The 12801-nt window shown below is 35.9% G+C and carries 13 protein-coding genes; 2 read left to right on the top strand and 11 right to left on the bottom strand.

Annotated features, from left to right (window positions below):
* Positions 1-15 precede the first annotated feature (15 nt).
* From CIL05_RS20175 to CIL05_RS20125, 11 genes are all read right to left on the bottom strand, one after another.
* A complete protein-coding gene (locus CIL05_RS20175; protein ID WP_095657340.1) occupies positions 16-1200 on the bottom strand; it encodes a restriction endonuclease subunit S in 1185 nt (394 codons plus the stop codon).
* Positions 1197-3758 (bottom strand): type I restriction-modification system subunit M, encoded by a 2562-nt coding sequence (locus tag CIL05_RS20170; protein WP_095657339.1) that lies wholly within the window; start codon positions 3756-3758, stop codon positions 1197-1199. The genes CIL05_RS20175 and CIL05_RS20170 overlap by 4 nt, the downstream gene beginning before the upstream one ends.
* 12 nt (positions 3759-3770) lie before the next feature.
* The gene (locus CIL05_RS20165; protein WP_276245359.1) at positions 3771-3956 is read right to left on the bottom strand and encodes a helix-turn-helix domain-containing protein; all 186 of its coding nucleotides are present in this window, start codon (positions 3954-3956) and stop codon (positions 3771-3773) included.
* A gap of 214 nt (positions 3957-4170) precedes the next feature.
* Positions 4171-4428 carry a hypothetical protein gene (locus CIL05_RS20160; RefSeq protein WP_095657338.1) on the bottom strand — a complete coding sequence of 86 codons (258 nt, stop codon included), beginning with the start codon at positions 4426-4428 and terminating at the stop codon, positions 4171-4173.
* 88 nt (positions 4429-4516) lie between these two features.
* Positions 4517-6403: an N-6 DNA methylase gene (locus CIL05_RS20155; protein ID WP_095657337.1), complete on the bottom strand. Its 1887-nt coding sequence runs from the start codon at positions 6401-6403 to the stop codon at positions 4517-4519.
* 418 nt (positions 6404-6821) lie between these two features.
* Positions 6822-7520 (bottom strand): hypothetical protein, encoded by a 699-nt coding sequence (locus CIL05_RS20150; protein WP_095657336.1) that lies wholly within the window; start codon positions 7518-7520, stop codon positions 6822-6824.
* A 54-nt stretch (positions 7521-7574) separates the two neighbouring features.
* Positions 7575-7814: a hexameric tyrosine-coordinated heme protein gene (locus CIL05_RS20145; RefSeq protein ID WP_095657335.1), complete on the bottom strand. Its 240-nt coding sequence runs from the start codon at positions 7812-7814 to the stop codon at positions 7575-7577.
* Between the two features lie 190 nt (positions 7815-8004).
* Positions 8005-9291 (bottom strand): replicative DNA helicase, encoded by a 1287-nt coding sequence (locus CIL05_RS20140; RefSeq protein WP_095657334.1) that lies wholly within the window; start codon positions 9289-9291, stop codon positions 8005-8007.
* Positions 9292-9297: 6 nt separating this feature from the next.
* Positions 9298-9621: a replicative helicase loader/inhibitor gene (locus CIL05_RS20135; RefSeq protein ID WP_095657333.1), complete on the bottom strand. Its 324-nt coding sequence runs from the start codon at positions 9619-9621 to the stop codon at positions 9298-9300.
* Positions 9622-10422 carry a DnaD domain protein gene (locus tag CIL05_RS20130; protein ID WP_095657332.1) on the bottom strand — a complete coding sequence of 267 codons (801 nt, stop codon included), beginning with the start codon at positions 10420-10422 and terminating at the stop codon, positions 9622-9624. It lies immediately after the preceding gene.
* Positions 10423-10604: 182 nt separating this feature from the next.
* On the bottom strand, positions 10605-10781 hold the full coding sequence (locus CIL05_RS20125) for a helix-turn-helix domain-containing protein (RefSeq protein ID WP_095657331.1): 177 nt from the start codon (positions 10779-10781) through the stop codon (positions 10605-10607).
* A 310-nt stretch (positions 10782-11091) separates the two neighbouring features.
* Between CIL05_RS20125 and CIL05_RS20120 the strand changes: the two genes are divergently transcribed.
* Together CIL05_RS20120 and CIL05_RS20115 are read left to right on the top strand one after the other, a co-directional pair.
* Complete coding sequence (locus CIL05_RS20120) at positions 11092-11724, top strand: TetR/AcrR family transcriptional regulator (RefSeq protein ID WP_206207817.1); 633 nt, start codon at positions 11092-11094, stop codon at positions 11722-11724.
* 115 nt (positions 11725-11839) lie between these two features.
* Positions 11840-12541, top strand: a complete 702-nt coding sequence (locus CIL05_RS20115; RefSeq protein WP_095657329.1) for a M23 family metallopeptidase — start codon at positions 11840-11842, stop codon at positions 12539-12541.
* Positions 12542-12801 lie beyond the last annotated feature (260 nt).

Raw genomic sequence — 12801 nt, 5'->3', positions numbered from 1 at the left:
TATGTACCTCCTCCCCTATACAAACATCTCTTCTAAATAAGCCTCTTTCGTTTTCTTTAGCTTTTCTAGCTTTTTTTCTTCAGTTGTAATTTGGTCATCTAAGTTTTTGAAGAATGTGCCAATTTTTTGTTGTTCAATATAAGATGGTATAGCTAAACTAATTTCTTCTATTGTATTCTTTGATAAACTAGGAACACCTGACGATTCATCCATTTCTCGCCACTTTATTGTTTTACTTTTAGAAAACAAAAAATATAAATCCTCCTTATATCTGGGAGTCATATAGAATAAAGTATCTACAGTCCAAAATGGAGATTTTAAATACTGGGGATTATCTATTGTTCCTTTTCGCCCAATACCAATACCGTCAACTTCTGATAATTTATCATTTACTGATAGCATGTAACCACCAGTGCCATAAACAGGTATATTACCTTTTTGTAAATGCTTATAATCTCTACCAGAATTAACATCTAATATTTCGCCCAATGTTTTATTTTCCCATTCACCATTGAACTCTTTAAATCTTCTTTTCGGTATGGTTTCTCCTTCTTGTGGGAACATATCAGTTAAATAAGCAGACTTTAATGCCTTTACTTTAGCAATCTTTCGTTCTTGATTGGCAATTCTTTCATCTAAAATCTTAAAAAACTCCCCGATTTTTTGTTGTTCTTTATATGCAGGTACAGTCACTTCAAATTTTCTGATGTTTTCCATACTTAATGCTGGTTGGGATGATGTAGCAATTAGTGGATAAATAGTTCTCTTATAAAATATATTACTCCCTATTAGTTGTGCTAAATAGTTTGCATCATGTTGTTCTTCAAGTCTAATTCGTGCGACATTTGGTGCCAAATAATACTTATCATTTATAGGTATTATCGCCATTTCACCAATTGTACCAACATAAGTAAACAATAAATCATCTTTAAATAGTTTACTACGACTTAATTTTGAAAAATCACTTTTATCAATATACTTAACATCATCTAATATTATTTTGTTATCCTTAACATTTAAACCACGTAATGCTATGATTTTACCTTCATTTGAATATGTTACATACTTCGTAAATTCAAAGCCTGCTAACTTTGTTATATTAGCTATACTTCCTAAGTCAACAGCTCTCCAAACATTTGATTTATTTGAAGTACTATTAGCAAACCTTCTCTTCGGTACTAACTTCTTCTCTCCCATCATTCTGTCACCACCAGTTCTTGCAGCATTGCTTCAAATTGTGCTTCTAGTGATTTACTTTCTTCTTCAATGGTTTCTAATGTATCAGCATATCTTTCCTTTAATTCTTTCAAAGTATCAATTTCATTTTTTAGAGGTACTTCTACAAGTTTTGTGATGTCTCCTATTAATTGACCAAACCACTTTTTATACATAAGTTGATCGATTTCTTCACGGGTTAAGTTTGCAATTCTTTCTTCGACTTGTTCAGTTAATGCTTTGTCTTTTTCTCTAATTGCTTTGTTTAAAGATGATCTTTCATCCAATAGTTTTCTAACCTTGTCTAATAAAGCATATTCATCCGTATCTTTCACAACTTTCTTTATTTCTGCTCTTACGGCTGATAAAGTAAAGTCGTCTTCTCTAGCATTTAATGCATCACCTAATGCTTCCGCTTCTTCACTTTCTTCTACTTTTGCTGCTTCAACGAGTTCATTTATTTCATCATTTAGGCCTGCTAAAGCATCTTTTTTAGTTTCTACATCATTTAATTCTTCTGTATAGAGCTCCTTTAAAATGAGTTCGTTTGGAACAATTGCGCCTAACCAGCCATCTTGTTCTGTACGTTTCGTTTTACCAGAACCTTTTGTAACCATATTCGCTTCACGTGTTTTTCCGACTGTGTAGAATTCACTAATCACAATTTTCTCTGTATCTTCGGAAAGTGTATTTCCCCATAACTCTGCAATAATTTGATAACCAGCATACGTACTAACGTGATTAAATTGTTTTAATAACTGTTTCATTTCCGTTAACATTTCTTCTTTTAACGGTTCAATCGCATTCACATCAGGCACTGCTTTTAGTTTTTCCCAATAGGTAGCCATATAGACTTTCGTTACTTCTGTTAGTGCTTTAATTTGATTTTGGACGTTTTCATGTGATAACACTTTTTCTGTCAATTCTTGAACGTCTTGTGTTACTTCCACATAGCCTGGACGTACCTCGGTAAGGGCATCATATAAAACATCTTTCGTCATATCGTGTAACACAGTTAGTTTTTTTATTTGACTTAATGGGATGCCACCATATAAATGTCCATCAACGTCATGAGCGATATCTTCTTCTACTACATCAATATAGCGTGGAATATTTAAGTTATATTCATTTTCTTTGATGTCTTTTTTCGTTACTTGATAGCTATATCCTGGTTCACTTGTGCGCTCGATATATGTGTCAACAATTTTAGCGATATCTTTCTCTTGTAAAACGTGTTGCTTTCCCTCTTTTACAAAGGATTTAGATGCATCAATCATGAGTACAGGATCATTTAACTCTCGGTTCTTTTTCAGAATCATCACAGTTACAGGAATGCCTGTATTTGTAAACAATTTATCTGGCAACCCAATGACTGTATCAATATAATTTTTATCTAATAATCGTTTACGGATTTCCCCTTCAGCACCACCGCGGAATAACACACCATGTGGAAGTACAATTGCCATCGTACCTTCTTGACCTAAATGGAATAAACCATGTAATAAAAAGGCATAATCGCCTTTAGAATCTGGTGGTAAAACCCCAGCAACCTCAAAACGTGGGTCAGTTACTTTTAATTCTTCCTGATTCCAATTTTTAAGTGAGTAAGGTGGGTTCATCACGACCGCATCAAACTGAACACCTTCATTTGGGCGTTCAGGATCTTCAGGCCAATCTTGGCCTAATGTATCGCCATTGTTCACCGTCATTTTTTCCGGTCGAACACCGTGTAATAATAAATTCATTCGAGTTAGGTTATATGTAGCTGTATTTTTTTCTTGTCCATAGTAATGGAGATCTTTGCGGTTATCTTCTGTTAAATGACGACTAACGGTTAAAAGCAAGGAACCCGAGCCAACCGTAGGGTCATAAATCGAGTTTATATCTGTCGTTTTGGCAACAATTTGTGCCATGACTTCACTTACTTGTCGTGGGGTATAGAACTCACCTGCTTTCTTTCCTGATTCCATCGCAAACTGTCCGATTAAATATTCGTAAGCATCTCCTAATACATCGCCTTTTTGAAGGGTAACCATATTTAAATCAGCAAATAATTCAATTAGTTTACGAATATTCTTACTTCGAGCGTTCAAGTTACTACCTAAAGCAGTGTCTGTTAAATCAATCGTAGAGCTAGCGAATAGTCCTTTAAAATCATCGATATCTCCAGTTGTAGCTACAGTACGTTCAAAGCTTTGCAAGCTCTCGGTTACCTTCTCCAATTCAAATGCGCCTTCACGAATATCTTTTAACCAGGTCTGGTATAGGTGTTTCGGTAAAACATAATAGCCAAGGACATTTTGAATCATTTGCGTGAGATTGTCTCCGTAGTTTTCATACGCCTCTTCATACGCTTGAACAACATCTTCCTCTTTTCCTTTTACACCGCTCGTTGTTTTAAATGTTTCAAGTGTTTTATCACTAAGGAATTTATAGAACATTAACCCTAACATATAATCTTTATAACGACTGGCATCCATTGACCCTCTAAGATCATTCGCACCATCCCATAATCTTCTTTTAATATCATCTGATGTAATCAATTCTTTTCCTCCCTATTTGTAAATAGATTCTAATTCAAAGTCTAAAATATCGTTAACATGACGGCATAGTGTTCGACAAATTTTGTCGATACTTTCTAATGTAATATATTCATTACGTCTCATCCGTGTCGTAATATTTCCAGAGAGGTTTGCTTTCATTTGCAAGTCAACGGTCATCAAATTTCGTTCTTCTAACAACTTAAAAAGCTAACTATAATTAACTCCCATTGAATCTCTCCCTAACATTAATTCCGGTACATAATATGATATCACGTTGTCGTGATAAGAACATTTTTATCTCTGCTATTTGCTATGGTGTTAGGTACACCGAAAAAGGATAAACCATACTATTTTGTTGCTGGTGCCAGACACCATTTTAATTTAATAAAATATAATAGAACTTTCCCTCATCTTAAGCACCTAAATTAAACAAGTTTTGCAAGAAGAAATTATCTTTCTCCCCTTCCATTCCCTGTAGAAATTCCTCTTCTGTAACTTCATACACAGATTGAATACAATTATTTTTTGTTCCCGGCATTGAATGTATTTCTTTGATTACTTCATAAATTTGTGTCCCTTTAGGAAACATTAAGTGTCTAGCTACGCTTACATCATTTCTACGTCCTACATGTCCATATCTAATCACTGCCTTCCAATACATCATTTCCATATTGAGTTCCCCCTAATTTTGATTGCTATGTATACCATCACGAACTATTTAGTGAACATGATGGCATACGATATAGCACACTTTTCACTTACTGTTTTAGACTAAATACATCTTTGATTCCCATTTTCATATATGTCTGGATTTTCATTTCCATCAATTCTTCTTCCAATCGTACTGTTTCTTTTTCCACATACACTTCTTTTGCTTTATACAGTTCCATCATATGTTTTTGTTCTTCGATTGATGGAAGTGGAATTTCTAATGTCTCAATATCTTTTTTACTCAATGTAGGAATTGCCGTACCCGACATCTTGTTGGTCAATAAATATTGTCCAAGTGGGCTTTCTAAATAGACTTTCAGGTAATCAGGATTCAGCCTGTTGTTACACCGTATACCTATAAAGTTTTGGGACAGTAACAGATCCTCATCATCTTCTGGTACAACCGCTGCCTTTAAGGAATTCCCTCTTATTGATAAGATAACATCGTCTTCTTGTAACTCATACATGTTAATCTTTGCGTTGTTTTCGATATGGTAACGCGAAAGGGTGTTCATCATTATTTTTCCGTTTTGCACATCAGACAATCTTACAATTCTAAATTTCCCGTCGGAGTTTTCTTTGTTTTTTGACCCAACATTGAATCCTCTAAACAGAGTAGCTATATCTTTTAAGGGAATCGTATGCACGTTTTCCAATGTTTCCATATTAAAACTCACCGAGCCGAATCCTTCTACTTCTACTTCATTTTGAAACACATATCTATTTACATTGAGGTTACCATCGACTAGATCAGAGTAATGAACAAATGTACTAAACTCACTGATTTCTTTTCCATTTTGAAAAGTATCCGTTATCTTTTGGATTACTTTATCAGATAGAACCCTTTTCGTACGACCTTTCTCAGTAAACAGCTCACTTGCTTGAATAAATAATATTTTATTTTTTCTTGATTCACTTTTATTTTTATTAAATACAATCAGATTCACTGGAATACCTGTTGTGTTGTAAAGCCCAGATGGTAAAGAAATAACAGCTTCTATCATGTCCGACATAATAATGTTGTTTCTAATTTTCCCCTCTGCTCCTCCTCTAAATAAAGCACCTACAGTTGTCACTACAACAGCCTTTCCATCTTCATTTAAAGAAGCAAGCGCATGCGAGAGAAACGCATAATCACCGTTAGAACGTGAGGGCATACCATAAAAAAAACGATTATATTGATCATTGACCAAGCTGTCATAGTTATTGATTTTCATTGAAAATGGTGCGTCCATATAAACAAAATCAAATTTTTTCAATTCGTTTTTTTCTACAAATCCTGGATGATTTAATACGTCTCCTTTGAGAAGCTGATTTTCCTCATCGCCAGATATGAATAGTCTGATTTTCGAAATCGCCCATGTACTTGGATTAATTTCTTGTCCATATAATTTTAAGGATTTGCTTTGCTTCCATGCATTTCGTTGTGCTTCCAATAAACCGCCACCATACCCAGCAACTCCATCATACAGGGAACCTTCCATTGGGTTTAGAATAGCCATTGCTAGTTTATTTATGGAGTCAGGAGTAGCTGATTCCCCTCCATATTTACCACTTTCTGCAGCAATTAATTTTAATGCTTGATCCAACCACTCACTTACTTTTTCTGTATCATCAAAATTAATAGAGTTTATTTCATAAAAAAACCTTGTGATTTGGGTAGATCCTAGCTGTTTAACTACGTTCATTTCGTTAAAAACATCTTTAAAATAAGGAATTTGGTTTTCGATCTTTTGAAGTATTTGCATCAATTCATTATGTGCATTTGCTTCTGCTCTCAATAATTTTTGTATATTTACAATTTCTTCATATCTAGAATCTATACTGAGATATGAAAGTAATCCTCCTAATGAAAATAATTCAGCATAATCCGAGTCCGGAATTCCACCTCTTAAGTTCTCTGCTAAGTTCCAAATATGTTTATCTAATTCCATACTTCCCGCTCTCCTTTTCTGTTAGTATTTAATTACTAACTTTTAATGTTTGGCGATTATGATTCAAATATACAACATCAAAAGTTGATTGTCAATTTAATACTTGAATAATATTTAATTAGTAATTGATTACTAACATCCGAACCTTTAGAAACTACTTTAAATTTATTGTAAATCCTTTGAATTAACCTCTTCGTGTATGTTAATTATAATTCAACTCAATTCAATTCAAAAAAATAGATATCATGTAATACCTAGCTTCACTTTTAATGAAGTGAAGCCTATCACCGTGTCATTGTTAGGTGTCTGGCACCTAACAATACAAGATTATTCATTATCAACCATTCCTTTAGACATGCTTAATAACTACCTTTTTAACAAGGTTTAAATGCGAATTTCTTATATGTATTATAAGGTCCTAAACAAGCTTAGCCATCATTAACCGTTGTATAGTTTTCAACTGCTGAAAGAAACTCTCCACTCTTCCTTTTCCAACTCCTTTATATTTACCAATAACCAGCAACTCTTTTGGTAAATCACTCACTTTTTCTATGCCATCTTCATTCAGTTGATCAATTAGTCCAGGCATACCTGTAAAGTTTTCTTTATTAATCTGGATTTTCCCTAAATCTTCTGTTACTACAATTTCACTTGATTCATAGAATAAAAACAATTCGCCAGGGCGATCTTGAATTAATTTCCTTCTTCTGACTTCCTCAGTAATAAACTGTTTTAATTCGTTAAAAAATGTTTGTGAATGTGATTCATAATAGCGAGTTACTCTTTTATGAAATCCATCCAATCTACTTGGCAATTCGCTCATTAGTCTCGCCTGTTCTTCTCCGCCCATTCGTACTAAGAAGCGCTCTGATTCTTCAAATCGTTGTGGCAGTAGAAAAGCATCTCTAAGAAAATAAGGGATATCTACAGATTCGTCGCCATAAGTTATCGTTCTAACTGGAATTAATCCAGGTGCTTTGTCCATGGAATCCGAAAGTAACTCTCTTTCTCTATGTAAGCTATTATTCGAAGCATCACCACTTTTTTCGGCATTAGCACTATCAGACTTCTTGCTTGTTCCCTGGAATATGGTGCCAGTCCCCCATTCCTCTATCACTTTAGTGTACCAAGGGACTGACCCTGTTTAATTCTACAGGTAGCTTTTCCAATACTAGTAATTGATTCTCGTCTTCCAGTAGTTATTCGCAGCAGCCACCGTTTGATAATGGATTGCGATTACTTGAGATACTGCGATTAAGCTATCTGCATTGGTTGAGTATTTCGGTCGCAATTTTTTTCTTATTTTTTCAGAAGGCTGTGTTATCTCTACCCCTTTTTGCGCAAGTTTGACAGCCAATTCGAATCCCTTCTCTGGCGTATCTGTTTGCAGACTCCTAAGCTTATCCCCCACTTCATTCACATCCCTCACATATGTTTATCACACTATATGTGTACCTAGTTAAACATGTGAAGAGTCCTCAGAAATCACTTTTTATTCAATAGTACCAAGACTTCGAATAGTTACCTCAACATTTATGTAAAAAATGCCCCTCGTTGCAAAACTGACTGCAACAAGGAGCCCAACGCCATTTCACTTGCCATCATCCTACCACCTCACAAACCCCCACACTCTCCCTCACAACCCCATACTCCTTCATAAATTCCATCCTCACCGTCCCCGTCGGTCCATTCCGCTGCTTCGCTATAATGACCTCCATCTCATTCTTCTGCATACTCCTTTTATCGTAATAGTCCCCGCGATACAGGAAGGAAATTACATCTGCATCCTGCTCGATATTTCCCGACTCCCGTAAGTCAGACATCAGCGGTCGTTTATCCTGCCTTGCGTCCACTCCGCGTGACAGTTGGGAAAGCAGGACGATTGGGATTTTCAGCTCTAGAGCGAGCAGTTTAAGTTCCCTTGTGATCTCACCAATTTCCAGATCCCGTCGGTCACGTCGAGTGACAGCAGGTGCAATTAACTGGAGATAGTCGATGATCACAAGTTGATTTTCTTTTGGATGTTCGTGTATTTGTTTCCTAATTCCAGCACGAATTTCGGCAAGGCTGTGTTTTGTATCAAAAATTTCTACGTTCCAATTGGTCATTTCTCCGATTGCTCGCATCGCTCTCTCATAATCTTCTGTTGTAAAACGATGATGGATATTACGCCATTTACTTGCATTGATTTCCCCTTCTGCAGAAATCAATCGTTTCAGCAGTTGCTTTGTCCCCATCTCTAAGCTAAAGATGAGGGATGTCCCTCCATGCTTACAATGGCCAGCTGCTAAGTTAAGGGCAAATGCTGTTTTCCCTACAGAGGGTCTTGCAGCAAGGATAATCAAATCTCCCTGCTGCAAGCCTCCAGTCATCTGGTCAAAAGTAGAAAGTGAAGTTAAGTATCCCGACGTCTCTGGCTCTGCTTTCATTAACTCTTTACTAATTTCGAGCAGATTATCATACGCACTTTTTTCCTCTTTTGAAATGCTTGTATCTCTACATACCGTTATATCCTGCAACAAACGATCCAAGGATTTTGTAGAAGAATCCTGTAAGAATTGGTTTACTGCATTTTTTGCTTGATGAAGCTGGTATGCTTCGATAAGAATTTGTTCATAATGCTTGAAAGCTGCAGTGCTTGGAACAGATTCAACAAGCTTTGTCAGGTAGGCAACACCACCAATTCCCGAGATTTTATCACCCAAAGTCATCGTGACAATGACCACATCAATCATTCTTTCCTCATTGCTCGCCTGCTTCATCGCTAAGAAAATCTTCCGGTGTTCTTCATAATTAAAGTATTTTTCATCAATTTTTAGTTCTTTAAAAAGCGGGCCTTCCAATAAAATGGCGCCTAATATGCTTGTCTCTGCATGATATGTATCCATTTCTCTTTACCTCCCTTTTGCTTTAATGAGTTGCTCAAATTGTTCTTGAAACTGCTCTTTTACTTTTGGAGACACTTTCTTAGCCTCTTCTTGCCATTTCTCCATTTCTTCCAGATGTGAATCTTCCACGTCCAAGTAAGCCGCAATCTCACTAAGCATTGGTGGATAAGGATGTTCCATGATGTATGCAGATAGATTTTTCATAACCCCTTGATAATCCATTTGCATTAGGTTAGGCACTAACACCTTGGCTTTGCGCTTCGTCAGATTGAATCGTGGATACATTTCATTAATAGTCCGTAATACTTCTAATGCTTCTTCTTTTTTCATTTAAAAGTCCTCCTTTAAAAGTTCAGTAAACAAATCTTCCTGGGATTCTTCATTTGTTGTTTGCTTGCGAAAAGGAATGAGTTTCTTGTTCTTTTCCAATTCTTTTTCAAGTTCAAAGGTCTCTACTTCTGCCAACGTCGCGAGTCCAGCCTGCTTCCAATTCTGCAGGATTTTCTCTAGATAGCTGAAGGTTCTTCCTCCCTTTTTCACACTTTCCCGAATTGCTTCTACTACAATTTCTTCATCGAACACCTTTGTCCACGTCTGTAATTCATCTTCAATCATTGGGGTTAGCTTATTCATATTTTCTTCATAGCTCTTAAAAAGTGAATTCACTTCGCGCTTTTCTCCCCTACTACTACTCTTTTCTTTTGTATTTTTAACTTTATGTATGGGCAAGTTTGGGGTCGAAGTTGGAGTCAAAGTTGGGGTCAACTCCTGGGTCAAGTCTTTCGTCAAGTGTGGCGTCAACTTCTCGGTATTCGTAAAAGAAGAATAATGCCCGATCGCTTGATGTAATGGGATCATTTCGTAAATTGGCGCTTTATTTTGACCTCCCTTTTCATAACGGATAAACCCACGTTCCAGCAGCTTCTTTCTTGCATTGATGACACTCTGTTTGGATAGACCAGTAAATCTCATTAGTGTAGAAGTAGGTGCATTGAAAATACTCCTTTGTCCGAGTCTATTTCCGATATTCATCAGCGTGTGCCAGAGCACAATTTCTCCTGTGGTTATGTGATTTAGCACCATCCAATCCATAAAAAAGTTTTTGTCCTTGTGAAAATTAAGTGTAGTCATTTTTACATATCTCCTTTAGATTGATACACGGGGACGGTTCTTGTGTTGCAAATAAAGCAACAGAAATAGATATTTTAGTTTTACACAAAACTAAGTGAAACGGGAGAACCGTCCCCGCGTTTACCAGGCAATGCCAAAAAGGCAAATTACTGCTAGAAAGTTTTCCTTTCAAATTTAGCAATTCACCATTCTTGCATTCTTTCCATCATCCATTTCTCTAGTACATCTACCAAGAAAAAGATTCTGCCGCCAATTTTGATATGGGGAATCTTTTTTCCTTTTACAAGATCATAAATTGTGTCTTTATGTAGTCCCAGATAGATCGCTACATCTTCAACAGACATTGTTCGTTTTTCCATAACGTTTCCCTCCCTTCACTTATACAATCGAAAGGAGTTAGCATTAGGGGGCAAAAAGGCGGAAAGTTTTTTAAAAGAATTTACTTTTGGGGTTTGGTAGGTGATTTAATTGATCCGACTGCCGCAATGGCTTCACAAGTTAACTATTATAAAAAACATAAGCATCTTACTACATTTTATTGTAATAAGGCACTTTATAGTTGTTTAATTCTTGTTTAACTAACATATTTGTTGACCTTTCAGGTAAATAATCCTATAATGAAATTGACCTAGTAGGTTAATCTTGTTTCTTATTAAGGAGTGACTGATATTGACAAAATTATTAGATTTAGACTCTAAAAGAAGGAACGCAATTCTAAATGCAGCGTTAAAGGAATTTTCTTCACAGGAGTATGAAAACGCTTCAACTAATGTAATAGCAAAAGAAGCCGGAATTTCTAAAGCCCTTATGTTCCACTATGTAAGTAACAAGCAGGAGCTATTTCTTGTAGTGTATGATTACTTCTCTGACCTAATTAAAAAGGAATATTTTGAATTGATGAATTATGATGAAAAAGATATTTTTGACAGATTGCGTCAATCATATCTTTTGCAAATTAAATTATCGGAAAAGTACCCTTGGATTTTAGAGTTTAATAAACTTTCACGAACTACTAATTCCAAAGAAATTAATGAGGAACTCGAAAATAGATCACGCAAAGAACATTCAAGCTGTTATCCTAAATTATTTGATGAAATAGATGAAGCTAAGTTTAGAAAGGAGCTGGATATAGAAAAGTGCAAGCAGTTTATATTTTGGTCTAATATTGGATTTACCAATGAAATATTAGATGCTATTAGAAATTCAGAATCTCCTGCTTTGAACTATGAACTCATTGTTGAAAAACTCGATGGATATTTTGTTGAACTTAGAAAAGTATTCTACACGTCAAGCAATAAATAAGGGATTGGGAAAAAAACGTATGCCTGCACGGATCAGTATCGTACTGGGACTTGCCCTTGTAAGACTAGTCATTTTCAATAATGTAGGTAAAGAATCGACGGAGGAGGGATATGAGATGATTGACGTGCGTGCGCCGATAATTGTAGAGTTTCCTTTGAGAGGAGAATGGTACTCTCCTAACACGCCAGGGGCAAAAATTCCGAGTCACGGCACAAACCAATTAGGATCAAGATATGCTTATGACTTTATTCAAGTGGATTGGGAAAGAAAGGGCTGGCCCGCCTATCGCACTAGTTTGGCACAATATCTACTTTTTGGGGTTCCCTTAAATGAATATTATTGTTGGGGGCAAGAAGTATTTGCTCCTTGTGACGGAATCATTGTCCAAGCAGAGGATGGTTATAAAGAACGAGCAAGAACAAAATTGCTTTCAGATATGTCTAACGCTTATAAAAATGCTCATTATTTCGACCCGAAAAAAGACGACATACAATCAGTTGCTGGCAACTACATCATTATAGAATGTGCCGACAATGTATATGCTGGATTAGTCCATCTTCAAACAGGGTCAATTCAGGTTTCAGTTGGTCAGCGTGTAAAAAAAGGTGAAGTTATTGGTAGAGTTGGTCATTCAGGTAACTCCTTTGCTCCGCATTTGCATATTCAACTTATGGATAGTAGTAACATAGCTACTGCAAAAGGATTGCTTTTTGCTTTTGAACAATACGAAATATTTAAAAATGGCATATGGGAAAAAGTAAATAATGGGATTCCAACAAATAAGGATAGAATAAGATTTCAAAAATCTGATGAATAGGAATAAATTAAAACTGCATAAAGGGGTACCGTTAAGAAAATGGGCTTAGCGTTGTAAACCCGCTTTTTGTTCGTAGGACCCCCTAAATTAATTTTGGAATAGATACACGGGGAATAGATACACGGGGACGGTTCGAGACCAGTGAAAAAGTCACCATTCTAGCCCAAAATCTCAGAAGAAGTGAAAATCTGTATAATCTAGCCTCAATTTAACAGAATTCGCATAAAAAAAACCCCCAAAATGGTATAATTAGTATGACC

Source organism: Virgibacillus profundi (assembly GCF_002287375.1).
Classification (GTDB): domain Bacteria; phylum Bacillota; class Bacilli; order Bacillales; family Amphibacillaceae; genus Virgibacillus_K; species Virgibacillus_K profundi.
The sequence above is the reverse complement of the archived record's forward strand: the minus strand, read 5'-3'. Positions and strand labels throughout refer to the sequence as shown.

Coding starts and splice junctions, on each gene's coding strand:
- CIL05_RS20175 (WP_095657340.1), bottom strand. CDS start 1,200: ATGATGGGAGAGAAGAAGTTAGTACCGAAGAGAAGGTTTGCTAATAGT.
- CIL05_RS20135 (WP_095657333.1), bottom strand. CDS start 9,621: ATGAAAAAAGAAGAAGCATTAGAAGTATTACGGACTATTAATGAAATG.
- CIL05_RS20140 (WP_095657334.1), bottom strand. CDS start 9,291: ATGGATACATATCATGCAGAGACAAGCATATTAGGCGCCATTTTATTG.
- CIL05_RS20130 (WP_095657332.1), bottom strand. CDS start 10,422: ATGACTACACTTAATTTTCACAAGGACAAAAACTTTTTTATGGATTGG.
- CIL05_RS20155 (WP_095657337.1), bottom strand. CDS start 6,403: ATGGAATTAGATAAACATATTTGGAACTTAGCAGAGAACTTAAGAGGT.
- CIL05_RS20125 (WP_095657331.1), bottom strand. CDS start 10,781: ATGGAAAAACGAACAATGTCTGTTGAAGATGTAGCGATCTATCTGGGA.
- CIL05_RS20115 (WP_095657329.1), top strand. CDS start 11,840: ATGATTGACGTGCGTGCGCCGATAATTGTAGAGTTTCCTTTGAGAGGA.
- CIL05_RS20160 (WP_095657338.1), bottom strand. CDS start 4,428: ATGGAAATGATGTATTGGAAGGCAGTGATTAGATATGGACATGTAGGA.